The sequence below is a fragment of the Roseateles cavernae genome, assembly GCF_040187885.1.
Classification (GTDB): Bacteria; Pseudomonadota; Gammaproteobacteria; order Burkholderiales; family Burkholderiaceae_C; genus Roseateles_E; species Roseateles_E cavernae.
Genome location: NZ_JBDPLH010000001.1, coordinates 234,685 through 257,775 on the forward strand (window position 1 = coordinate 234,685; position 23,091 = coordinate 257,775).

Annotated in this window: 24 protein-coding genes; 10 read left to right on the plus strand and 14 right to left on the minus strand. The window is 69.6% G+C overall.

Annotated features, from left to right (window positions below):
• Nucleotides 1-2 precede the first annotated feature (2 nt).
• Nucleotides 3-398 carry a rhodanese-like domain-containing protein gene (locus tag ABGI63_RS01120; protein WP_349740625.1) on the plus strand — a complete coding sequence of 132 codons (396 nt, stop codon included), beginning with the start codon at nt 3-5 and terminating at the stop codon, nt 396-398.
• 18 nt (nt 399-416) lie between these two features.
• Here ABGI63_RS01120 and glk read toward each other — a convergent pair whose 3' ends face one another.
• From glk to ABGI63_RS01190, 14 genes are all read right to left on the minus strand, one after another.
• Nucleotides 417-1,382 (minus strand): glucokinase, encoded by a 966-nt coding sequence (glk, locus tag ABGI63_RS01125; protein ID WP_349740626.1) that lies wholly within the window; start codon nt 1,380-1,382, stop codon nt 417-419.
• Complete coding sequence (locus ABGI63_RS01130; RefSeq protein WP_349740627.1) at nt 1,379-2,404, minus strand: ABC transporter ATP-binding protein; 1,026 nt, start codon at nt 2,402-2,404, stop codon at nt 1,379-1,381. The genes glk and ABGI63_RS01130 overlap by 4 nt, the downstream gene beginning before the upstream one ends.
• A gap of 1 nt (nt 2,405) precedes the next feature.
• A complete protein-coding gene (locus tag ABGI63_RS01135) occupies nt 2,406-3,767 on the minus strand; it encodes a GH1 family beta-glucosidase (protein WP_349740628.1) in 1,362 nt (453 codons plus the stop codon).
• A 39-nt stretch (nt 3,768-3,806) separates the two neighbouring features.
• A complete protein-coding gene (locus ABGI63_RS01140) occupies nt 3,807-4,682 on the minus strand; it encodes a carbohydrate ABC transporter permease (RefSeq protein WP_349740629.1) in 876 nt (291 codons plus the stop codon).
• Nucleotides 4,669-5,628 carry a carbohydrate ABC transporter permease gene (locus tag ABGI63_RS01145; protein ID WP_349740630.1) on the minus strand — a complete coding sequence of 320 codons (960 nt, stop codon included), beginning with the start codon at nt 5,626-5,628 and terminating at the stop codon, nt 4,669-4,671. The genes ABGI63_RS01140 and ABGI63_RS01145 overlap by 14 nt, the downstream gene beginning before the upstream one ends.
• Nucleotides 5,625-6,887 carry an ABC transporter substrate-binding protein gene (locus ABGI63_RS01150; protein ID WP_349740631.1) on the minus strand — a complete coding sequence of 421 codons (1,263 nt, stop codon included), beginning with the start codon at nt 6,885-6,887 and terminating at the stop codon, nt 5,625-5,627. The genes ABGI63_RS01145 and ABGI63_RS01150 overlap by 4 nt, the downstream gene beginning before the upstream one ends.
• A gap of 102 nt (nt 6,888-6,989) precedes the next feature.
• Nucleotides 6,990-9,350, minus strand: coding sequence for a TonB-dependent receptor (locus tag ABGI63_RS01155; protein ID WP_349740632.1), 2,361 nt, complete (start codon nt 9,348-9,350; stop codon nt 6,990-6,992).
• A 188-nt stretch (nt 9,351-9,538) separates the two neighbouring features.
• On the minus strand, nt 9,539-10,594 hold the full coding sequence (locus ABGI63_RS01160; RefSeq protein ID WP_349740633.1) for a LacI family DNA-binding transcriptional regulator: 1,056 nt from the start codon (nt 10,592-10,594) through the stop codon (nt 9,539-9,541).
• A 79-nt stretch (nt 10,595-10,673) separates the two neighbouring features.
• Nucleotides 10,674-11,228 (minus strand): DUF1697 domain-containing protein, encoded by a 555-nt coding sequence (locus ABGI63_RS01165; protein ID WP_349740634.1) that lies wholly within the window; start codon nt 11,226-11,228, stop codon nt 10,674-10,676.
• A 66-nt stretch (nt 11,229-11,294) separates the two neighbouring features.
• The gene (locus tag ABGI63_RS01170; RefSeq protein WP_349740635.1) at nt 11,295-11,693 is read right to left on the minus strand and encodes a VOC family protein; all 399 of its coding nucleotides are present in this window, start codon (nt 11,691-11,693) and stop codon (nt 11,295-11,297) included.
• A 61-nt stretch (nt 11,694-11,754) separates the two neighbouring features.
• Nucleotides 11,755-12,390 (minus strand): pyridoxamine 5'-phosphate oxidase family protein, encoded by a 636-nt coding sequence (locus tag ABGI63_RS01175; RefSeq protein ID WP_349740636.1) that lies wholly within the window; start codon nt 12,388-12,390, stop codon nt 11,755-11,757.
• Entirely contained in the window at nt 12,390-13,061 is a 672-nt protein-coding gene (locus tag ABGI63_RS01180; RefSeq protein WP_432767380.1) for a DUF4197 domain-containing protein, read from the minus strand. The genes ABGI63_RS01175 and ABGI63_RS01180 overlap by 1 nt, the downstream gene beginning before the upstream one ends.
• A gap of 41 nt (nt 13,062-13,102) precedes the next feature.
• Complete coding sequence (locus ABGI63_RS01185) at nt 13,103-14,053, minus strand: nucleoside hydrolase (RefSeq protein WP_349740637.1); 951 nt, start codon at nt 14,051-14,053, stop codon at nt 13,103-13,105.
• On the minus strand, nt 14,050-14,916 hold the full coding sequence (locus tag ABGI63_RS01190) for a fumarylacetoacetate hydrolase family protein (RefSeq protein WP_349740638.1): 867 nt from the start codon (nt 14,914-14,916) through the stop codon (nt 14,050-14,052). The genes ABGI63_RS01185 and ABGI63_RS01190 overlap by 4 nt, the downstream gene beginning before the upstream one ends.
• Nucleotides 14,917-14,955: 39 nt before the next feature.
• Here ABGI63_RS01190 and ABGI63_RS01195 point away from each other — a divergent pair, with 39 nt between their 5' ends.
• The 9 genes from ABGI63_RS01195 (at nt 14,956) to ABGI63_RS01235 (ending at nt 23,050) form a co-directional block, all read left to right on the plus strand.
• Entirely contained in the window at nt 14,956-15,888 is a 933-nt protein-coding gene (locus tag ABGI63_RS01195; protein WP_349740639.1) for a DUF3108 domain-containing protein, read from the plus strand.
• A 35-nt stretch (nt 15,889-15,923) separates the two neighbouring features.
• Nucleotides 15,924-16,838, plus strand: a complete 915-nt coding sequence (locus tag ABGI63_RS01200) for a LysR family transcriptional regulator (RefSeq protein WP_349740640.1) — start codon at nt 15,924-15,926, stop codon at nt 16,836-16,838.
• Nucleotides 16,839-16,939: 101 nt separating this feature from the next.
• Nucleotides 16,940-18,619 carry a malonate decarboxylase subunit alpha gene (mdcA, locus tag ABGI63_RS01205; RefSeq protein ID WP_349740641.1) on the plus strand — a complete coding sequence of 560 codons (1,680 nt, stop codon included), beginning with the start codon at nt 16,940-16,942 and terminating at the stop codon, nt 18,617-18,619.
• A 37-nt stretch (nt 18,620-18,656) separates the two neighbouring features.
• On the plus strand, nt 18,657-18,980 hold the full coding sequence (gene mdcC, locus ABGI63_RS01210) for a malonate decarboxylase acyl carrier protein (protein ID WP_262971806.1): 324 nt from the start codon (nt 18,657-18,659) through the stop codon (nt 18,978-18,980).
• Nucleotides 18,977-19,864, plus strand: coding sequence for a biotin-independent malonate decarboxylase subunit beta (locus ABGI63_RS01215; RefSeq protein WP_349740642.1), 888 nt, complete (start codon nt 18,977-18,979; stop codon nt 19,862-19,864). The genes mdcC and ABGI63_RS01215 overlap by 4 nt, the downstream gene beginning before the upstream one ends.
• Nucleotides 19,865-19,873: 9 nt before the next feature.
• The gene (locus tag ABGI63_RS01220; RefSeq protein ID WP_349740643.1) at nt 19,874-20,575 is read left to right on the plus strand and encodes a biotin-independent malonate decarboxylase subunit gamma; all 702 of its coding nucleotides are present in this window, start codon (nt 19,874-19,876) and stop codon (nt 20,573-20,575) included.
• 13 nt (nt 20,576-20,588) lie between these two features.
• Nucleotides 20,589-21,275, plus strand: coding sequence for a malonate decarboxylase holo-[acyl-carrier-protein] synthase (mdcG, locus tag ABGI63_RS01225; RefSeq protein WP_349740644.1), 687 nt, complete (start codon nt 20,589-20,591; stop codon nt 21,273-21,275).
• A complete protein-coding gene (locus tag ABGI63_RS01230; protein WP_349740645.1) occupies nt 21,272-22,141 on the plus strand; it encodes a triphosphoribosyl-dephospho-CoA synthase in 870 nt (289 codons plus the stop codon). The genes mdcG and ABGI63_RS01230 overlap by 4 nt, the downstream gene beginning before the upstream one ends.
• Nucleotides 22,142-23,050: an ACP S-malonyltransferase gene (locus tag ABGI63_RS01235; RefSeq protein WP_349740646.1), complete on the plus strand. Its 909-nt coding sequence runs from the start codon at nt 22,142-22,144 to the stop codon at nt 23,048-23,050.
• Nucleotides 23,051-23,091 lie beyond the last annotated feature (41 nt).

Below are 23,091 nucleotides of genomic sequence, written 5' to 3' on the forward strand. Positions count from 1 at the left end.
CCATGAAACATCTGCTCCCCGTCGAGGCCCAGGCCTATCTGCAAGAACACCCCGAGTCCCTGTTCCTCGATGTGCGCATGGAGCTGGAATACCTCTATGTCGGCCATCCGCCCGGCATCGTCCATGTGGCCTGGTACGAGTATCCGGAGATGCAACCCGATGTGGAGCGCTTCGTGGCCCAGGTCAAGCGCGAGGCCGGCGGCGACCTGGCCAAGCCGCTGGTGCTCCTGTGCCGCTCCGGCACTCGCACGGTCGCGGCCGGCCAGGCGCTGGAGGCGGCCGGCTTTGCCGAGGTCGTCAACATCGTCCATGGCTTCGAGGGCGACCCGGACGAGCACTTCCAGCGCGGCCGGCTCAATGGCTGGCGCCATGACGGTCTGCCCTGGGAGCAGATGTAGCGCGGCGCTGGCTCGGCCTCAATGCATCGCCGCATCCAGCGCCCGGCAGGCGCCGAGCAGTGCCGCCTCGTCGCTGGCGCTGACGACATAGGCCGGGATTGCGGCCAGATAGTCGCGAAAGCGACCCTTGGCCTCGAAGCGCTCGCGAAAGCGCGAGCGGTCGAAGCGGGCGCCCAGGCGCGGCACAATGCCGCCGCCGATATAGAGGCCGCCGCGGGCGCCCAGCGTCAGTGCCACATTGCCGGCCACATTGCCCAGCAGGCTGCAGAACAGCTCCACCGTGTCGCGCGCCAACTGGTCCTCGCCGGCGGTGATGGACTGGGCCGCCCGCTCGGGCACGACCTGACCCCGCACGCCGGCCAGGGCCTGGTACAGGTTCTCCAGCCCAGGCCCGGACAGCGCGCGCTCGGCCGAGGCATGGCCGAAACGGCGCTGCAGCACGCGCAACACCGCGTCCTCCTCGGGCTCGAAGGAGGACAGCGTCACATGCCCGCCCTCGCCGCCGATCGGGGCCAAGCCGGCGCCGCCGACGCCGGGCAGCAGGCCCGAGACGCCCAGGCCGGTGCCGGGGCCGACCAGGCCGATCGGCGCGCCGTCCACCGCCGCGCCGCCGCCGACCTGGCGGCGTGACGCCGGGGCCAGCGCCGGCAGGGCCAGGGCCAGCGCGGTGAAGTCGTTGATGACCACGAGGCGCTCGGCGCCCAGCGCCTGGCGCAGCGCCTCGATCGAGAAAGACCAGTGGTGGTTGGTCATCTGCACCTGGTCGCCGGTGATCGCGGTGGCGATGCCGATGGCGCAGCAGCGCGGCCGCTCCAGGCCCTGGATGCGCAGATGGTGCTGCATCGCGTCCCACAGGCTGGCGTGATCGGCGCAGGCATAGCTGGCCATGCCCAGCAGCGGGCCTTGCGGCAGGTACTGGCTGGCGAAGCGCACATTGGTGCCGCCGACGTCGGCCACCAGGCGCGGAAACGACGCCCCGCTCATGCGCGCGGCTCCAGGCGCAACCCCTGGGCATCGAAGGCCAGCAGATGCTCGGGCCGCCACTGCAGGCCGACGCGCTGATGGCGCTGCCAGTCCTGACCGGCCACCAGCTTGACGGCCAGGGCCTGCTCGACACCGGCGATGCGCACATAGGCAATGCTGGTGTCGCCCAGATGCTCGATCAGCGCCAGCTCGCCGTCCAGGCCGGTGCCGGCCGCGACCAGCTTCAGGTGCTCGGGCCGCAGACCGACCGTTTCGGTGCCAGCCGGCAAGGCCGTATGGATCAGGCCGGCCGGCAGAAAATTGATGCGCGGCGAGCCGAGGAAAGCGGCGACGAAACGGTTCACCGGCCGCTCATAAACCTCCATCGGTGCGCCGACCTGCTCGATGCGGCCCTCGTTGAAGACCGCGATGCGGTCGCCCAGGGTCATGGCCTCGACCTGGTCGTGGGTCACATAGACGATGGTGGCGCCCAGTTCCTCATGCAGGCGGGCCAGCTCCAGCCGGGTCTCGTGGCGCAGCGCGGCGTCCAGATTGGACAGCGGCTCGTCGAACAGAAAGACTTCGGGCTGGCGCACGATGGCGCGGCCGATGGCCACGCGCTGGCGCTGGCCGCCCGAGAGCTCGCGCGGCTTGCGCCCCAGCAAGGCCTCCAGCTGCAGGCTGCGCGCCGCCTTCAGCACCGCGGCCGCGACCTCGGCCTTGGGCCGGCCGGCCATCTTCAAGGCGAAGCCCATGTTCTCGGCCACGCTCATATGCGGATACAGCGCGTAGCTCTGGAACACCATGGCCACGCCGCGCTCGGCCGGCGGCACGGTCGTGACCTCGCGGGCGCCGATGAAGATCTGGCCGGCGCTGACCTCCTCCAGCCCGGCGAGCATGCGCAGCGAGGTGCTCTTGCCGCAGCCCGAGGGGCCGACCAGCACCATGAACTCGCCGTCCTGCACCTCCAGGTCCAGCGCGCGCACGACCGGGGCCTTGTCGCCATAGCGTTTGGCCACACCCTTGAAGCTGAGGCCCGCCATCTCAGCCGCCCGCCTTGGCCGTCGCGATGAAGCCGCGGTACCAGTGCGCGCTGTCCTTGGCCAGGCGCTCTTGCGTCGCGTAATCGACATGGAAGAGGCCGAAGCGCTTGGTGTAGCCGGAGTTCCACTCGAAGTTGTCGAGCAGGCTCCAGTAGAAATAGCCGCGCACATCGACCCCCAGTTCCACCGCGCTGGCCAGGGCCTGCAGATGGCTGCGCAGATAGGCGATGCGCTCGACATCGGGCACCTTGCCGTCGACCACCGTGTCGGCATTGGCCATGCCGTTCTCGGTGATGAAGATCGGTGGCGGCGAGTATTCGCGGGTGATGCGCACCAGGTGCTGGGTCAGCGCCTTCGGGTAGATCTCCCAGCCCATATCGGTGAAGCCCTGCTTGCCGGGGGCCGGCAGGGCCGGGCTTTGCGTGGAGATGAAGCTGCGGGTGTAGAAGTTGACGCCCAGGAAGTCCAGCGGCTGCTGGATCGCGGCCAGGTCGCCCTCCTCGATCACCGGCGCGTCCTCGCCCAGGTGTTCGATGATGTCGGCCGGGTACTGGCCGCGGAACACCGGGTCCATATACCAGCGCACGTTCAGGCCATCGTCGATGCGGGCGGCGCGGCGGTCCTCCTCGCGCAGATTGTCGGCCGGGAAGGCGGGCGTGTGGTTCAACACGATGCCCAGCTTGCAGCTCGTCACGGCTCGCATCGCCTTGATCGCCTCGCCATGCGCCAGCAGCAGATGGTGCGAAACCTGGGCGGCGGTCGCGCGGCTGGTCTGGCCGGGGGCGAACTGCGCGGTCTCATAGCCCAGGGTCGCGACGCACCAGGGCTCGTTCAAGGTGGAGATGCTCTCCAAGCGGTCGCCGAAGCGGCGCGCGACCTCCGCCGCATAGTCGACGAACAGCGGCACGATCTGGCGCGAGGGCCAGCCGCCGAACTCGTCATGCAGCGCGGCCGGCAGGTCCCAGTGGTACAGCGTCGCATGGGGCTTGATGCCGCTGTCCAGCAGCTCGTCGATCAGCCGGTCGTAGAAGGCGAAGCCGGCCTCGTTCCAGGCGCCGCGGCCCAGCGGCTGCACGCGCGGCCAGGCGATCGAGAAGCGGTAGGCCTGCAGCCCCATCCACTTCATCAGCGCGACATCGTTCTTGTAGCGGTGGTAGTGGTCGCAGGCGACGTCGATGTCGGAGGCGTCGTTGATGCGGCCCGGCTCGGCGCAGAAGCGGTCCCAGATCGACGGGCCCTTGCCATCCTCGGCGGCGGCGCCCTCGATCTGTGCGGCGCTGGTGGCCGAGCCCCATTGGAAGTCTGTGCGGAAGACGCGGCTCAGATCGCTGAGGGCAGAGGGATTGGGATCGATGGCGTTCATGGGCGGTTTCAAGTCATGCAGGAGAAAAAACAGCAGGGGTCAGCCGCGCACGGCGCCCGAGGTCAGGCCGGCCACCAGCCGCCGGGCGCTGAAGAAGTAGGCGATCAGGAGGGGCAGCATCGCGATGGCACTGCCCATCATCAAAGCGCCCCACTCGGTGTTGTTGGGCGCCTGCATCGAGCGCAAGGCCAGCGGCAAGGTGTAGTTCTCGGCCGAGCGCATCACGACCAGCGGCGCGACGAAGTTGTTCCAGGAGGCGATGAAGGTGATCAGGCCCAGCGTGCCCATCGCCGGCTTCAGCAGCGGCAGCACCACGCTCCAGAAGATGCGCAGCTCGCCGCAGCCGTCCATGCGCGCGGCGTCCAGCAGGTCCTTGGGGATCGCCGATCCTATGTACTGGCGCATCAGGAAGATGCCCAGGGCGCTGGCCGCCGCCGGCACATAGAGCGCGCGCGGCGTGTCGATCCAGCCCAGGAAGTCCATCACCATGAAGCTCGGGATCATGTTGAGGAAGCTGGGCAGCATCATCGAGCCGAGCACGATGGCGAACAGCGTCTTCTTGAAGCGGAACTCGTAGACCGCGAAGCCATAGCCGGCCAGCGAGCACAGCAAGAGGTTCAGCGCCGTCGTCAGGCTGGCCACATACAGGCTCATGCCCAGATTGCGCCAGAAGGGCAGGCGCTGCTCCAGCAGTTCCAGATTCGACAGCGAGGACAGGCCGAACCACAGCGGCGGCGGCGAGTTGAAGATCTCGCTGCGGCCGTGGCTGGCGAACACAAAGGTGAAGTACAGCGGCGCGACCAGCAGCACGGCGCCGAGGCCGACCAGCAGCCAGGCGAGCCAGGGCCGGTCTTTCCAGGTGGAAGCGCTGTTGCGCATGGGCCTGACGAGCAGGGCGGGATCAGCGTGCTGCATGCTCACCTCGCGCGTCGCTGCCGAACAATTTCGCGTTGAGCCAGGTCAGCGCAGCGATCAGGAAAAACAGCAGCCAGGAGACGGCCGAGGCGGTGCCGAAGTCGCCGTCCGAGAAGGCCAGCCGGTACATGAAGATCGCGCTGGTCATCACCGACTGGCTGGCGCCGCGCTCGCTGTCCACCAGGATGAAGGGCTCCTCGAAGAGCTGCAGGCTGCCGATGATGGTCAGGCTCACCGCGAAGAACATCATCGGGCGCAGCAGGGGCAAGGTGATGTAGCGGAACTGCTGCCAGGGCTTGGCGCCGTCCAGCGTGGCGGCCTCGTAGAGGTCCTTGTCGATGACCTGCAGGGCCGACAGATAGAGCACCAGGTTCCAGCCCAGATAGCGCCAGAACACGACAAAGGCCACGGCCGGCTTGGTGGTGTCGGCATCGCCCAGCCAGTCGATCGCGCCGCCCCGGCTGTGCAGCACCGCCTCCAGCGGGCTGCCGAGCAGCGGGATGCGGGTCAGCTCGGCCAGCACCGCGTTGACCAGGCCGTAGTCCTTGGAGAGCAGGGTCGTGAAGATCAGCGCGATCGCGACGCTGGAGGTGATGTAGGGCACGAAGTAGGCGCCGACCAGCAGATTGCGGCCGCGCTTGACGCGCTGGTGGATGAAGAAGGCCAGCGGCAGCGCCACCAGATGCTGCGGGAGGCCGGCGACCAGCGCGAACCAGACGGTGTTGTAGAGCGAGTCGTGGAACCAGGGGTCGGTGACGGCGTACCAATAGTTCTCCAAGCCGACCCAGTGCATGGTGTGCAGGCCCTCGGCCGGGTTCCACTGGTGCAGCGACAGATAGATGGAGAACAGCAGCGGGAACAGACCGAACACCGCAAACAGCAGGAAGAAGGGCGCGATGAAGAGATAGGGCGCCCAGCGGCGCGACAGCAGGGGCCGGGCCATCATGCCTCCCTCCCCGGGCGGCGGCGCGTGCGGCGCTCGATCAGCTCGCGTGCATCCTTCAGCGCGGTGGCGATGTCCTTGCCGCGTGTGATGACCTTCTCGAACTCGTCGCGGATGATGGTGGTGGCCAGCACATCGAAGGGGCTGACCGGCGTGGCCGGCACGCGGGCCGCCGTCTCGCGCCACATCTGGCGCGCCACCTGGCCGCCGAGAAAGGCGATCGGCTCGTCCATCAACGGGTCCTGGTGGGCGGCCAGCAGGGCGGGATAGCTGTCGAGCACGCGCAGCGAGTTGATCTGCACCGCCTTGTCGGCCGTCATCAGGCGGATGAAGTCCCAGGCGGCGTCCTTGTGCTGGGCCTTCTTGGGGATCGCATAGAAGGAGCCGCCATAGGCCGCCTGCACACCGCCGGGCAAGGGGGCGGAGCGCCACAGCCCGGCGGTGTCCGGCGCCAGCCAGTTCTTCAGATGGCCGACCAGCCAGGCTCCCATCATCTGGGTCGCGATGCGGCCCTGCTTGAAGCCGGCCGCCCAGTCATTGCTCCAGGCCGAGGCATGGGCATCGAGCCCGGCGGCGCGCGCCGCACGGCCCAGCTCGAAGGCCCGGCGAAAGCGCTCGCTCTCGACCAGCACCTTGCCGTCGGCATCGAAGTAGATGCCCTCCCCGTCCTTCAGGCCCTGGCGCAAGGCGATATCGCGCAGGTCGGCGGCGTCGGCCATCAGCAAGGCGCCGGTGGCCGCCTTGATCTTCTTGCCGGCGGCCAGATAGGAGGCCCAGTCCCTGGTGATCTCGGCCTCGCTGACGCCGGCCTTGTCGAGGATGTCCTTGCGGTAGAGCAAGGTGCCGGGGCCGATGTCGGCCGGCATCGCCAGCTGCGCGCCCTTGCGGCTCTGGCCCTGGATCAGCGCATAGCGCACATAGTCGCCAGCCATGGCGCCGGCGTTGTAGGGCGCCTGGTTCAGATCGACGAAGCCGCCCGAGGCCGCGAACTTGCCGATGAAGCGCAGATCGATGGCCATCACATCGGGCAGGCCGGAGCCGGTGGCCAGGGCCGTGGTCATCGCCATATGGTGGTCGGCGTACTGCATCGAGACGATCTTCAGCTCGATGCCGGGGTGGCGCTGGGCCCAGATCGCGGCCGCGGCCTTGGCGGCGCGGTCGAGATCGGGGAAGGTGGCCACCCGAAGCTGCGGCGGCTGGGCCAGGGCGAGGCTGCCGAGCATCAGCAGGGTCAGCGCGATGAGGCTGGTCTTGAGTTTCACCGGTATCTCCGTGAGCGGCTTGTGCGGTGGTTCAGCCTAAGGGCTTTGCCGACTCACGGGAATGCAGACTTGCCGCCATCACGCTGCTCTCGCTCAGCCGCCTCAGAAGCGGTAAGCCGCCTTGACGCCGTAGGTGCGCGGCGGGTTGTAGAAGCTCACCCAGGTGCTGGTGTCGCCGATCCAGGAGGCATCGGTCTTGACCATCTTGTCGGTGGCGTTGTTGACAAAGGCCTCCAGCTCCCAGCGGCCCTTGCCGTCCTCGTAGCGCAGGCTCAGGTCCACCTTGCTGTAGGCTTTTTGCGTGCGCGCCTCGGCGAAGGAACCGGGCTTCACCGCAGCGGTGGGCGCGGTGTTGAAGTTGCTCAGATAGCTGCGGGCCTGGTAGTGCACGCCGATGCGCGGTGTCAGCCGGCCGCTGCCCAGCGCGAAGTCATGCTCGAAGGCCAGGGTGGTGCTGAACTTGGGCGCATGCGGCAGCTTCGAGCCCTTCAGATTGACGAAGTTGGCGGTGTTGTTGCAGTCCAGGAGGGCCGAATCGCAGGTCAGGAAGTCGTCGTACTGCGCGTTCAGCACCGAGGCATTGCCCATCAGCCGCGCATCGCGCGTCAGGCGCCAGCTCAGCTCGGCCTCGACGCCCTTGATCGTCGCCTTCGCGGCATTGCTGGTGACGAGCTGCTGCTGGCCATTGGGCTGGTACTCGATGGCCGAGACCTGCATGTCCTTGTACTTCATCCAGAAGGCCGCGAGGTTCAGCGCCAGGCTGCGCTGGAAGAACTCGGCCTTGGCACCCAGCTCCACATTGGTCAGCTTTTCCGGCAGATGGCGCCGGCCGCCGTCCGACAGGCCGCCGGACTTGAAGCCGGTGGACAGGGTCGCGTAGGTCAGCAGATCGGGGCTGGCCTTGAACTCGCCGCGCAGCAGATAGGTGGAGGCGTCGTCGCTGGTGCGGCCATCATTGGCACCGCCGCCGGGCCAGGTGCCGGGCGCATGGACGCTGCCGCAGCTGGCCACATCGACCGGCCCGCCGGGGCCGATCAGGCGGCCGCCGTTGGCGATGGTGGCGCCGAAGTCGGGGCAGACCCAGTTGCGGCCGCCGACGTCCTGCTTCTTCTCGTCGGTGTAGCGGGCGCCGGCAGTCAGCTTCAGGTCCTTGGTGAAGGCGAAGGTCCCCTGGCCGAACACCGCCTTGGAATCCAGGGTGCGCTTGGGCTGGATGAAGGACATGGCCCAGGCCACATCGGTCGGCAGCACCGGATTGATCACGATGGGACCGGCGCCGGCCGCGACCGCCGTCTTCGAGATGTCGATGTCGAAGCGGATCTTGTTGTCTTCCTTGATCATGAAGGCGCCGGCGATCCACTGGAAGGGCCCGCTGCCGGTGCTCTTCAGATTGACTTCATGGGTGTAGTTGTCGAACTGCGACCACTCGGTGCGGTGCTCCTGCTTGAAGCCGGGCTGGGTGCCGGCATCGTTGTCGCTGGCGTTCTGGCGCTTGAGCCGGCTCCAGCTGCCGATATAGCTGACCTCGATCGCATCGCTGGGCCGCCAGTCGACACGGCCGCGGTAGGTGATGATGTCCTGGTCCAGATGTCCGGGCGTGTCGATCAGTGCCGAGCGCAGCTTCTGGCCGGGGCGCGGCTGCTGCATCAGCGAGACCTGGCCGGTGCCCTGGTCGCGGTAGTACTCGGCCGCAACGGTGGCGGTCAGCGCGGGGCTGGGCTCCCACAGCAGGGTGCTGCGCACGCCGGCCTGGTCGGAAGCGCCGTATTTGCGCGCGCCGGGCTGCACATTGGAGCGGGCCTGGAAGTCCACCCAGCCGTCCTGCTTTTCCTGGATCGCGGCGACCCGCAGCGCCAGCGTCTCGCCCAGCGGCACGTTGAGCGCGCCCTGCAGCGTCGTGCGGTTGCGGTCGCCCAGCAGCATGCTGCCCGAGCCGCCGAACTGGCCCAGCTTGGGCTTGGCGGTGTTCAGATTGACCGAGCCGGCCGTCGCATTGCGGCCGAACAGCGTGCCTTGCGGGCCGCGCGCCACCTCGACGCTCTCCAGGTCATACATCAGCACCGTCGCGCCCTGCGGCCGCGGCGAGTAGACGCCGTCCACATGGAAGGCCACGGCCGGGTCACCCAGCTCGGTATGGTTGGTCGAGCCGATGCCGCGCAGGAAGACGTGGACGCCGCCCGAGTCGCCGTGCTGCTCGATGCTCAGGTTAGGCACCAGGGCCTGCATCGTCAACAGATCCTTGACGCCGGCGCGATCCAGCTCCTTTTGCGTCAGCGCGGTCACGGCCAGCGGCGTGTCCTGCACAAAGGTCAGGCGCTTGGTGGCCGACACCGTGACGCGCTCCAGCGCGGTCGGCGCCTCGGTGCTGGACTGGGCCATGGCTTGGCCCGAAGCGCCGAATCCGGCCAGGATCGCGGCGGGCACCAGGGCCAGCCGCAGGCATGCGGTCTTGTTTGCGATCATCTTTGTCTCCATCCATCGGTGTGGTCGGAACGCCGTCGGGTGGGCCCGGCGACGCGGTGGAATCCGGCCCGGTCTGATGCCGCGCCTGTTGTCTTCCTACGCAATTGACAACGTTGTCTTTATTGCTTGGGCGGATTCTGACAACGTTGTCATTGTCGGTCAACAAAGGGTCTTCCCGTAGTTTTGCTTCAGGCTTTCTGGGCCGCCGCACGACGGCGGCCGGCCGGGGCATGCGGCAGGGCCGAGGTCGAATCGCGCACCACCAACTCATGCGCAATCACCCGGGGGCCGGGCTCGCCATCGGGCGCGATCAGCAGGTCCACCGCCGCCCGCGCCATCGCCGCCACCGGCTGGCGCACCGTGGTCAGCGGCGGCCAGACCAGGCTGGCCGCCGGCGAATCATCGAAACCGGCGATCGACAGATCGGCCGGCACCGCCAGGCCCAGGCGCTGCGCCGCCGCCAGCACACCCAGCGCCATATCGTCATTGCTGGCGAACACCGCCGTGGGCCGCTGGCGCCGGCTCAGCAAGGCGTGCGCGCCCTCGACGCCGGAGGGATAGGTGAAGTCGCCCTGGTAGACCAGCTCGGGCTCGACCGCCAGCCCATGGGCCTGCATCGCCTGGGCAAAGCCCTGGTAGCGCAGCGCAGAGGCGGCCTGGTCGGTGGCGCCGCGGATGAAGCCGATATGGCGATGACCCAGGCTCAGCAGCAGATTCGTCACCTCCTCGGCCGCCTGCACATCGTCCATGCGCACGACCGCGCTGCGCTCGTCCGGCAGCCCCGGCGACATCTGCACGCAGGGCGTGTTGCTGTCGCGCAGCGCCTTCAGCACCTTGGGGTTGTCGCAGATCGGCGGCGCCAGAATCATGCCGTCCGGCCGCAGCGCCGACAGCATGCGCTCGACCTGGCTCTCGATGTCCGGCGCATCGTTGTCCAGCGACTCCACCACCAGGTGATAGCCGGCCTCGCGGCAGCGCAGGGTCGCGCCCTGCTGCACGCCGCCGACAAAGGCCGCGCTGGGGTCGTAGTACAGCAGCCCGATCAGGAAGGAGCGCGCCCCGGCCAGGCTGCGCGCCGACAGCTTGGGCCGGTACTTCAGCTCGGCCACCACCTTCAGCACCTGCTCGCGCGTCTCCTCATGCACGCCGGCCTCATGGTTCAAGACCCGCGAGACGGTCTTGATGGACACGCCGGCCTGCGCGGCGACATCGACGATGGTAGGGGCGCGGGGGCTGGGGCTCATGGGCCGGGACTGTGCCATAGCTGGTGGCTTTCGGCAGATCGCGCGGATCGTGACGCCGACCAGCCCTCGAATCTCAGCGTCACGAAAGAGTCTCTTGATCCTTCACCGCCAGGGCCTGCAGCTTCAGCACGGTCGCCCAGTTTCTTGTGGTGATCGCTTTTCCCGCTTTGCCGTGCAAGGCTTCCCCGGCTGGGCTTTCCAGGAGACCGCTTGCACAGTGCAGATACGCAGCGCTCTTGCCGACCACGAACTCCTCGGGCGGCACGACCAAGGCCTCAACCGCAGCAAGCTCAGAGAGCGTGGCCGTGCTTTGAGCAAAGACTACCAAGAGTCGGGAATGATGGGCCGCGTTCTCGGCCAAGGGGTTCTCGCCGACGATGGCCTCCAGCTCTTTGGCCGACTTGACGACGACAGGCACTTCCATCTTCAGCGCTCTCAGTATGGCTGCGGCGATGTCTTGCGCATGCTGTGCGGGCGTGCCCGTGGCGGCGCGAAACACGGCGTTGCCGCTGTTCAGCAGCGTGGCTATGTCGGTGTATCCCAACTCAGCCAGCAGGCCTCTTAAATCGGCCATCGGAATCCGCTTGGCCTTGCCAACATTGATGCCGCGCAACAGAGCTACGAACTGGGGCATAGAGGACGCCTTTGCGTGGGTGGGGATTGATGGCGCTCGCAAGCACCCGGTCCCCGTGAAGGATGGCTACGCCACCGTGTTGATGACGGCCTCGATGCGCCAACCTTCCGGATCGACAACATAGGCAGCGTAGTAGTCGGGGCCGTAGTCGGGCCGAAGACCGGGGGCGCCATTGTCTTGCCCACCGCTGCGCATGGCGGCCTCGTGGAAGCTGTCGACCGCCGCCCGGCTTGGCGCCGAGAAGGCGAGATGAAACCCCGGGCCAGGTGCGACGGCCCCGTTCGGACACTGCTTCAGCGCCAGCTTGTCGCCGCCGCCGGGTTCGCCGTAGCCCACCGCTTGCGTGTCTTCATCGCCCTCGAAATCCGTCCACACACGCACATAGCCGAGAGGTTGCAGGACCGCGTCATAGAAGTCGGCGGCCCGCCGCAGGTTTCGGACTCCGAACGAGAGGTGATGGAGCATAGGCACGGCCTTGAGTAACTGTATGAAAAATCAGTATACTGAGGCAGCCGGCCTGCTCCACTCAATACATCGTCAGCCGCTGCCGTTCCTCCAGCGCCGCGTCATAGGCAGCGCCATCGACCCGCGCGCTCAGGGCCTGCAGGATGCTGCCGGTCGACGGCAGCTCGCTGCGGGCGATCTGGGCAGCCGGCTCCCACAGTCCCGAGCGCTTGATCGCGCGGGCGCACTGGAAGAACACCAGCTTCACCTCGATGACCAGCACCGAGCGGGGCAGCTTGCCCTCGAACTCGAAGCGCTGCAGCAGGGCCGGCGCCGCGCTGATGCGGGCCCTGCCGTTGACGCGCAAGGCTTCGCCGATGCCGGGGATCAGGAAGAGCAGCGCGACCTCGGGGTCGTGCAGCACATTGCGCAGGCTGTCGATGCGGTTGTTGCCGCGCCGGTCGGGCAGCAGCAGGGTCTTCTGGTCGGCCACCGTGACGAAGCCCGGCGCATCGCCGCGCGGCGAGCAGTCCAGCCCGCGCGGGCCGCGCGTGGCCAGCACCGCGAAAGGCGCGGCCTCGATGAAGGGCCGGTACAGCGGATGGATGTGGTCGCACTCCTTGTCCAGCGTGGCCGGCGCCTCGGGCGGCGGATAGAGGCCGCGCAGCTTGTCCAGGCTGTCGAGGTCGTGGCTGCGGTCCTGCCAGGCTGAGCTCATCACAGCGCTCCGAAGACCTTCTTCAGGATCGCGCTGCCGGTGCCGACCGGGTCCTTGCGGATCTTCTTTTCCTCCTCGCCGATCATCAGGAACAGGCCGTCCAGCGCCTTGCCCGTCACATACTGCTGGATATTGGCGTCCTCGCTGCGGATCAGGCCCATGCCGGCCGCCTTGCCGGCCACCGCGTTGTACTTGTCGGCCAGCTTCACCTTCTGGGTCGCCCGGCTGACGATGGGCAGGAACTTCTGGCCCAGCGGCTCGCGGGTCTTGCCGGCAAAGAACTGGGTGGCGGCATCGTCGCCGCCGCGCAGAATCTTCAGGCCGTCCTCGACGCTCATGCTCTTCACCGCCGCCACCAGCAGGCTCTTGGCCTCCGGCACCGCCGCCTCGGCCGCGCGGTTCATCGCGGTCAGCAGCTCGTCGACGCGCTTGCCCTGGCCGGTGGCCTTCAGCAGCTTGGCGCCATCCTTCAGATAGCCAGGCAGCTCGATGCGCACCAGCGGGTTGCCCAGGAAGCCATCGGGCTTGCCGAGCAAACCCACCGCCGCCACCGCGCCGCGCTCCAGCGCCGTGCGGATACCGGACGCGGCATCGGTCTCGTTGAGCGCGGCCCGCGCGCCAAAGGCCGGCAGCAGCAGGCCAGCGGAACAGACAAAGTGACGACGATGCAGCATGACGCGAAGCTCCCTTGAATCGAGGGCCTATCTTGCCATCAGCCGAGCCGGGCCAGCCGCTCGGTGATCAGCGCATAGAAGCCATCGGCATCCAGCCCGCCCAGCACATGGGCGTTGGCCGGCTTGCCGGTCACGCCCCACCAGTCGATCACGGTCATGCCCTGGGTCAGCGGGCTGGCGGTCTCGATCGCGACATGGCAGTCGCGGCCGGTGAACAGCTCGGGGCGCAGCAGCCAGGCGATCACGCAGGGGTCGTGCAGCGGCCCGCCCTCCTGACCATACTTCTGCTCGTCGAAGCGCTCGAAGAACTCCAGCCATAGCGCGACGGCCTCGCCCAGCGGCGTGCCCAGCGCCCGGATCGCGGCGACGCGCGCGCGCGTGGTCAGCGCCTGGTGCGTGACATCCAGCGGCGCCATCGTGATCGGCACGCCGGCGCGGAACACCAGATCGGCGGCATGCGGGTCCACATAGATATTGAACTCGGCCGCCGGCGTGATGTTGCCGCCCTCGAAGCCGCCGCCGCCCATCAGCACGATGCGCTCGATACGGGCCGCGATGCGCGGCTCGCGCGCCAGCGCCAGCGCGATATTGGTCAGCGGTCCTAGCGGGCACAGGGTCACGCTGCCGACCGGCTCACGCATCAGCGTGTCGATGAGGAAATCCACCGCATGCCCCTCGGCCAGTGCCAGCATCGGCTCCGGCAGCGTCGGGCCATCGAGCCCGGTCTTGCCATGGACGAACTCGGCCGTCACCAGCGGTTTGAGCAGCGGCCGGTCGGCACCGGCGTAGACCGGGATGTCGCGTCGTCCGGCCAGCTCGCAGATCATCAGCGCATTGCGGCTGGTCAGCGCCAGCGGCACATTGCCGGCCACCGTCGTCAGGCCCAGCACCTCCAGCTCCGGGCTGGCCAGCGCCAGCAGGATCGCGACCGCATCGTCCTGACCCGGGTCGGTGTCGATGATGATCTTCTTGCGTGGGTTCGTCGTCATGCCAAGGCCTCCACATCCTGATCGATCGCGCCGAAGGGGCTCAGCCCGTCCGGGCTCTTGAGTTCGAGGCGCAGCGAGTCGCCGAATTTCAGTGCTGGCAAGGCCTGCAGATCCAGCGGCCCGCTGCCGACGATGCTGCCGGCACGCAGCCGGCGCGTCCGGGTCGCATGGGCGATCAGCTGCCCCAGATGCCAGCGCGCCCCCGTCTCGCTGCCGGCGCCGCCACTCTTGCGTCCATTCACCATGGCCTGCAGCGTCAGCCGGGCGCGCCCGCCCTGCCAGGCCTCGCCGAGCTCGTCGGGCGTCAGCGCCACCGGCGCGAAAGCGGTGGCGGGCCGGCTCTGCAGCAGGCCGGCCCCGCGCGCGCGCTCGGCCGGCTCCAGCTGCCGCAGCAGCCAGCTGCCGGCCAGCGCCAGCAGGCGCACCCCCTCGAGCGCCTGCTCGGGGCCGGCGCCCTGGGCCACATCGCCGCAGACCGCCGCCAGCCGCGGCTCGCAGCCCAGGCCCATCGCCTCGGCGCCGAAGCGCAGCGTCTCGCAAGCGCCGATGAAGTCGTCGCTGCCGACCTGCTGCATCAGCGGCTCGGCCGCCTCCTCGTCAGGGCTCAGGGCCTCGATGCACTGGTAGGCGCGCGGCAGCGGCGCCATGCAAAGCTTGGGATCGAAGGCAAAGGCGTGGCGCAGCTTGCCGTGGTTGAGCTGGGTGTAGAGCTCGTCGAGCTGGGGCGACAGGAAGTTCCAGTCGTCGAGCACCTGCTGCAGCCGCGTGGCGATGCCATTGGCATAGTGGGCGGAGCTGAGGTCACGCGAGACCACGATCAGCTGGCCGTCGCGGGAACCGTCGTTATAGCTGGCAAGTTTCATGGGATAGGTCGGCTGCAAGGCAAGAAGCAGCATTGTCCGATGTCTCGCCCTGCCCTCCCGTCATCGCTGCTGTGGGCCGCCGCCGGCGCGCTGGCCCTGCACTGGGCGCTGCTGAACGGGCTCGGCGACGGGCGCCCGCAGCCCCGCCAGGCCAGCCAAGTCGGCGCTAGTGCCGCGATGCTGACGCGGCAGATCGTCATCGCGACACCGCGGCCCGAGATCGTCATGCCGGCTGAGACTAAAGCTCCTGCGCCGCGCCAACGACTGCGGCCAGCGCCACAGCCACAACAAGCCGCTGTGCCGAGCGCCCCGGCCGAGCCGCTGATCACTGCGACGCCGGCTGCCGCTTTCCTCTGGCACTACGAGCTGCGCCAGGGCGAGGCCGGCGGGATCGCCCGACTGAGCTGGCAGCCCGATGGCCTGCACTACCGGGCCCGGCTGGAGCGCGAGCTGCCGGACCGCACCCTGCCCGGCTGGCGCAGCGAGGGCGGCTTCGATGCGCAAGGCCTGGCCCCCGAGCGATTCGCCCAGCAGCGCCGCGGCCGTGACAGCCAGGCCATCAACTTCCGCCGCGCGCAGGGGCTGATCAGCTTCTCGGCCAGCCCCGCGCTGCTGCCGCTGCCGGCCGGTGTGCAGGACCGGCTGACGTGGATGATTCAACTGGCCGCGCTGACCGCCGCCACCCCCGCGCTGTGCCGGCCCGGCACCGAGCTGAGCCTGCCGGTGGCCGGACTGCGCGGCGATCTCGCGAACTGGCGCTTTGTCGTGCAGCGCAGCGAGGACCTGGAGCTGCCGGTCGGCAGAGTCGAGAACGCGCTGCATCTGCAGCGCGAGGCACTGGGGCCTTACGACGCCGCGCTCGATGTCTGGCTCGACCCCGCCCGCCAGCACCTGCCGGTGCAGCTGCGCCAGGCCGGCGCGGACGGCCGGACCTGGCTGCTGAGGCTGTGTTCCGAGGGCCTGGCCTGCTGAAGCGGCGCCGCCACGGCCCATGCGATCATCGCCCCATGCTGCCTCGCATCCATGAAGACATCACGTTTCGCAAGCTCGAGATCCTGATCAGCTTTCTTGAAAGCGGCAGCCTCGCGCGGGCCGCCGAGCGGCTGGGCATCAGCGCGGTCAGCGTCCATCGCGCACTGCATTCGCTGGAGTCCGGCACCCGCTGCGCGCTGTTCCGGCTCGAAGGCCGCAATCTGCAGCCGACCGAAGCCGCCCACGCGCTGGCCGAGGTGGCGCGCGACATTCTCCAGCGCATGGACGAGGGCGTGCGCGCCACCCGGGCGCTGGCCGGCTATGGCTCGGAGCGCATCCGCATCGGCTCGCTGTACTCGCTGACCAGCGGCACCGTGCCGGCCCTGATCATGGCGCTGAAGCTGCGCAAGCCCGATGTGCAGGCGGAGCTGATCCTGGGTTCCAACAACGATCTGCTGCAGAAGCTGCGCGACGGCAGCATCGACGCGGCCGTGATCGGCCAGCCCGAGGGCTGCGCGGACCTCGAAAGCCAGGCCTTGTTCGACGACAACATCTACTTTGCGGCCCCGGAGGGATCGGCCTACGCCGGCCGCGCCAGCATCGCGCTGGAGGACTGCGCGGACGAGCGCTTCGTCAGCCTGCAGGAGGGCTTCGTGACCTACAGCCGCTTCATGGACGCCTTCCGGCTGGCCGGCTTCGAGCCGCAGGTGGTGATGAAGACCAATGACATCTTCTCGCTGATGAATCTGGTCGGTGGCGGCATCGGCTGCACGCTGCTGCCCGGTCGCGTGCGCAGCGTGCTGCCGCCCAATGTCCGGTTGATCCCGCTGGACCCGCGCTATGCGATGCGCCAATCCATCGCGCTGTGCTTTCTGCGCAGCCGCGAGCGCGATCCCACCCTGCTGGCCCTGCTGGCCGCCAGCCGCACGCTGCGCATCCCGGCGAGCTGAACCCAAGGCCATGGCCGGCCGGTCGACCATTCCGCTGGCCGTAAGCGTTCGCCACCCGGGTTGATTGACCGCCGGCGGCACAGCCCGTACCGTCCGTGACCATGGACCGCATCAACCGAGACACGAAAGCCCGTAACCGCAGCGCCCGCCTCGCGCGCGCCGGCGTGGCGCTGGGAACCGAGCTGACGGGCAAGCGAGTGGTGAGCGCGGCCATCGGCAGGCTGCTGGAGGCGGTGCTCGAACCGGGCGACCGCGTCTGCCTGGAGGGCAACAACCAGAAGCAGGCCGACTTCCTGGCCAAGGCCCTGGTTCAACTGGACCCGCAGCGGGTGCACGATCTGCACATGGTGCAGTCGGTGCTGGCCCTGCCCGAGCATCTGGACATCTTCGAGAACGGCATCGCCAGCACGCTGGACTTCAGTTTCTCCGGCCCGCAGGGCGCGCGCCTGGCCAAGCTGGTCAGCGCCGGGCGCATCAATATCGGCGCGATCCACACCTATCTGGAGCTGTTCGCCCGCTACTTCATCGACCTGACCCCCAAGGTCTCGCTGATCGCCGCGCAGGCCGCCGACGCCCAGGGCAATCTCTACACCGGGCCCAACACCGAGGACACGCCGGCCATCGTCGAGGCCACGGCCTTCTCCGGCGGCCTCGTGATCGCCCAGGTCAACGAGATCATGCCCGCCGGCCAGCCGCTGCCGCGCGTCGATGTGCCGGCCGACTGGGTGGATTTCGTCGTGCTGGCCCCGACGCCCAATTTCATCGAGCCGCTGTTCACCCGCGACCCGGCCCAGATCAGCGAGATCCAGGTGCTGATGGCCATGATGGCGATCAAGGGCATCTATGCCGAATACGGCGTGCAGCGGCTCAACCACGGCATCGGCTTCGACACCGCGGCCATCGAGCTGTTGCTGCCGACCTATGGCGAGTCGCTGGGACTAAAGGGCAAGATCTGCCAGCACTGGGCGCTCAACCCGCATCCGGCGCTGATCCCGGCCATCGAGGCCGGCTGGGTCGAGTCCATCCACTCCTTCGGCTCCGAGCTGGGCATGGAGAACTACATCCGTGCCCGCTCCGATGTCTTCTTCACCGGCGCCGATGGCAGCCTGCGCAGCAACCGCGCCTTCTGCCAGGCCGCCGGCCACTACGCCTGCGACCTCTTCATCGGCTCCACGCTGCAGATCGATCTGCAGGGCAATAGCTCGACCGCGACGCTGGGGCGGATCGCCGGCTTCGGCGGCGCGCCCAATATGGGCGCCGATGCCCGCGGCCGGCGCCATGCCAGCCCGGCCTGGCTGAAGGCCGGGCGCGAGGCGCGCGGCCACCTGAGCGGCGCCGCCGCCACGCCGCGCGGCCAGAAGCTGGTGGTGCAGATGGTCGAGACCTTCCGCGAGCATATGCAACCCGCCTTCGTCGAGCGGCTCGACGCCTGGGAGCTGCAGCAGCAGGCCGGCATGGCGCTGCCGCCCATCATGATTTACGGCGAGGATGTCAGCCACATCCTGACCGAGGAAGGCATCGCCAACCTGCTGCTGTGCCGCAATGACGAGGAGCGCGAGCAGGCGATACGCGGCGTCGCCGGCTACACCGCCGTCGGCCTGGGGCGCGACCAGCGTGCCGTCGAGAACCTGCGCGACCGCGGCGTGATCCGGCGCCCGCAGGACCTCGGCATCGACCCGCGCCAGGCCACCCGCAATCTGCTGGCCGCCCGCAGCATGCGCGAGATCGTCAAGGCCTCGGGCGGGCTCTACAACCCGCCCAAGCGCTTCCGCAACTGGTGAGCGGGCAGCACGGCCAAGCCATTCAGGAGAGACAGCGATGAGCCCCACCCCACCCGGTCTGGAGACCCTGAACTTCCGCTTCAGCGGCAGCCGCAGCGTGCCGGCCTTCGCCTCGGTGCTGGTCGGCGTGGTCGGCTCCGGCAATCTCGAGGTGATGCTGGAACCGGTCGCCGGGCCGGACTGCGTGATCCAGGTGCAGACCTCGGCACGCGGCTTCGGCACGATCTGGGCGGCGGTGCTGGACGATTTCCAGCGCCGCCATCAGCTCGCCGGCCTGCGGGTCTCGATCAACGATATGGGCGCGACGCCCGCCGTGGTCGGCCTGCGGCTCGACCAGGCCGTGCAGGAGCTGTTGCCATGAGCCCGACGCTCTCCTATGCCGAGTGCTCGGCGCGCGAGCGCCTGGCCCAGCTGCTCGACGCCGGCAGCTTCCATGAATGGCTGCCGCCAACCGAGCGGCTCAGCAGCCCGCATCTGGCGCAGCTGGGGGTGCCCTCGGCCTTCGACGATGGCGTGGCGATAGGCCGGGCGCTGCTGGCCGGGCGCTGCGTCTTCGTCGCGGCCCAGGAAGGCGGCTTCATGGGCGGCGGCGTCGGCGAGGTGCATGGCGCCAAGCTGGTCGGCCTGCTGCAGCGCGCGCTGCGGGACCGGCCGGACGCGGTGCTGGTGCTGGCCGAGTCCGGCGGCGTGCGACTGCATGAGGCCAATGCCGGCCTGATCGCGGTGTCGGAGCTGATGCGCGCGGTGCTCGATGTGCGGGCGGCCGGCATCCCCGTCATCATGCTGATCGGCGGCGCCAACGGCTGCTTTGGCGGCATGGGCATCGTGGCCCGCTGCGCCGACCGTGTGGTGATGAGCGACAGGGGCCGGCTCGCGATGTCGGGGCCCGAGGTCATCGAGGCCTCGCACGGGGTCGAGGAATTCGATGCCCGCGACCGCGCGCTGGTCTGGCGCACCACCGGCGGCAAGCACCGCTGGCTGAGCGGCGACTGCGACGCGCTGGTCGACGACGATGTCGCCGAATTCCGCGCCGCCGCCATCGTCGCGCTAGACACGCCCAGCCCGGTGAGCCTGGCCAGCCTGGAGGCCGAACATGGGCTGCTGGCCGCCCGGCTGGCCCTGCTCGAAGACAAGGCCGCTGACGCTGACGAGGCCACCACGCTGTGGACCCGCCTGGGCGTCGGCGCCGCCGCCCAAGTTCCCGATCTCGACGTGGCCGCCGTGCGCGGCCTGCGCACCCTCTAAGGAATCGCGATGGATTGGCAACTCTTGGCCGGCCAGCTGTTCGGCACCGAGCACGGCATCGAACGGGAGGGCGACTTCCTGCACGGCACGGTGAGCTTTGACGGCGAACCGATCACCATCGCCGGCACGACGGCCCATGCCCCGATCGGCGTGCGCCTGGCGCTGGCACAGGCGCGCGTGATCCTCGACACGATCACCCGCCACCCCGGCCGCAGCATCCTGCTGCTGATCGACACGCAGGGCCAGCAGCTGCGCCGGCGCGACGAGCTGCTGGGCATCAACCGGGCGATGGCCCATCTGGGCACGGCCATCGATTTCGCGCGCCGCCGCGGCCACCGGGTGCTGGGCCTGGTCTACGACCAGGCGCTGTCCGGCGGTTTCATCACCTCGGGCCTGATCGCCGATGCCTGCGATGCCCTGCCCGAGGCCGAGATCCGCGTGATGCGCATCCCGGCGATGGCGCGCGTCACCAAGCTGCCGGAGGCGCTGCTGGAGCGGCTGTCCGTCGCCAACCCGGTGTTCGCGCCGGGCGTCGAGAACTATGTCGCGATGGGCGGCGTGCGCCGGCTCTGGACCGGCGATCTCGCGCAGGCGCTGCGCCAGTCGCTGCAGGACGCGCCGACCGAGGACCAGCGGGCCGCAGACGGTGCCGCGCGCGGCGGACGGCGGATGGCGGCTGCGGTGATCCAGCGCGTGCTGGACGCGGCCTGAGCGGGAGCTACCGATGCTGCGTCTGCATCGACATCAGCTCGCACGCCTGACGCCGGGCGGCTGGACGGCCGTGCGCGCCCAGGCCCGCGACGCGCTGGAACAGGCCTGCCTCGCCCATTGGGCCGACGCCGGCCTGCCGCTGGTGATCACGCAGCAGCGCTGCGGCAAGGGCACCAACGCGCCGGTGATCGCAATGGGCCTGTCGGCCCCGCTGCGCTGGGAGCGGCGCCGGATCGGCCTGCAGGTGCCGCGCGCCGAGGTGCTGTACTTCGACGAGTTCCCGACCGGCGCGCAGATCGCGCCCCTGCTGCCGGCCCGCGCACGCGCCGCCTGGGAGCGGCTCTGCGCCGCGCTGCGCACGGCGGGCGCGACCCCGCGTGTCTACGGCAGCTACGGCTGGCAGTTCCTGAGCGGCGCCGGCCATCTGCACAGCCGCTCCGACCTCGACCTGTGGCTGCCGGCCGCCGAGCCGCAGCAGGCCGACGAGATCGCCGCGCTGTTGAACGACTTCGCGGCCGAGGGCCTGCGCCTGGACGGCGAGCTGCTGTTCAACGGCGACAGCGCGGTCTCCTGGCGCGAGTGGGCGGCCTGGCGGTCCGGGCGCAGCAGCGCCCTCCTGGTGAAGACCCTGGGCGGCAGCCGGCTGCTGCGAACGCTCGACGAGCTGCTCGGGCAGGCGCCGGCGGAGGCCGCGTTGTGAGCCCCTTGGCGTGCGCCTGCCTCGATGTAGAGCCGCGGCTCACGCCCGCGCAGATCGGCCGGGCCGCGACACTGGCGCTGCGCGATGAGCTGCTGCTGTCGCCCAAGCCGGGCCTGGTCACGCTGAGCAGCACCGGCAGCCACAGCGATATGGACGCCCGCACCTTTATGCGCAGCCTGCTGGCGCTGCGCGGCTATTTCGTCGAGATCGCGCAGCTGGGCGGCGAGCTCGCGCCCTTTGCCGCGCTGGAGCGCTGCGGCATCGCGGCCGAGGCGCAGATGCTGGCGGCGACCGGCGGCGTCAACACCCATCGCGGCGCGGTCTTCCAGCTCGGCCTGCTGTGCGCGGCGGCCGGCGCCGCTGGGGCCGCCTCAGGCGCCGGCGTGCCGATCACGGCCGCGCGGATTCGCGCCGCGCTGATCGAACACTGGGGTGCCGCGCTGCGCGCGCGCGCCGCGCGGCCCTCGACCCTGCCCGGCGGCATCGCGGCACGCCGGCTCGGGCTGCGCAGCGCCTCGGAAGAAGCGGCCGCGGGTTTCCCGGTGGTCTTCGAGCTCGCGCTGCCGGCCCTGCGCACGGCGCTGGCGCTCGGCCTGAGGCCGCCGCTGGCCCAGCTCGATGCCCTGTTCCACATCATCGCGGTGCTGGACGACAGCAATCTGGCCCACCGTGGCGGTGCCGAGGGGCTCGCGTTCGCGCAGCGGGCGGCGCGCGGCTTCCTCGCGCAAGGCGGCGCCGCAGCGCCCTACGGGCTGGCGCGGGCGCAGCGGATCGGCGCGGCCTTCGTCGCACGACGGCTCTCGCCCGGCGGCGCGGCCGATATGCTGGCGAGCAGTTGCTGGCTGATGCGCCTGGGCGCGGCCTGAATGAGCCTGGCCCTGATCTTCAGCGGCCAGGGGCATCAGCATGCCGGCATGCTGCCCTGGCTGGCGCCCGACGCGCTGACCCAGGCACTGTGCGAGCGCCTGGGCGTCGCCGACTGGCGCGCGGCGCTGGCCGACCCGGCCTGGGCACGCCGCAACCGCAACGCCCAGCTGCTGATCACCGCAACGGCGCTGGCCGCCTGGCGGCAGCTGGCGGACGAGCTGCCCGAGCCGCTGGGCATCGCCGGCTACAGCGTCGGCGAGCTGGCGGCCTTCGGCGCCGCCGGCGTGCTGACTCCCACCGATGCCCTCGCGCTGGCCGCCCAGCGGGCCGAGCTGATGGATGAGGCCAGCCGTGCCACGCCCGGCGGGCTGATGGGCGTGACCGGCCTCGCGCGCGACGCCCTTTTGTCGCTGCTGCGCGATACACCGCTGGCCATCGCGATCTCGAATGGCGCGGACCGCGTGGTGCTGGGCGGACCGCAGCGCGCGCTCGATGACTTCGAGCCGCTGGCCGGTCGCCACGGCGCCCGCTGCACCCGGCTGGCGGTCGATGTAGCCTCGCACACCGCGGCGATGCAGCCGGCCGCAGACGGCTTCGCCGAGCGGCTCGGCCTCGTGCGCTTCGAGGCGCCGCGCTGGCCGCTGTTCAGCAACACGGCACAGCGGATCTGGCGTGCCGATGCGGCGCGCGAGGCGCTGGCCCGGCAGATTGCCAGCACGGTGCATTGGGACGACTGCATGGACCAGCTGGCGATGCGCGCACCGCGCTGCGTGCTGGAAATCGGCGGCGGCCAGGCCCTCGCCTCACTATGGAACCAGCGGCATCCGGACATCCCGGCCCGCTGCGCCGACGAGTTCAGGACCCGGCAGGGCCTGAGCCGCTGGGTCGCGCAGTGCTGCAGCGCCTGAGCCGGGCGCGCGCGTCTGCGGCTTTGCTCCCGACCTTTCCT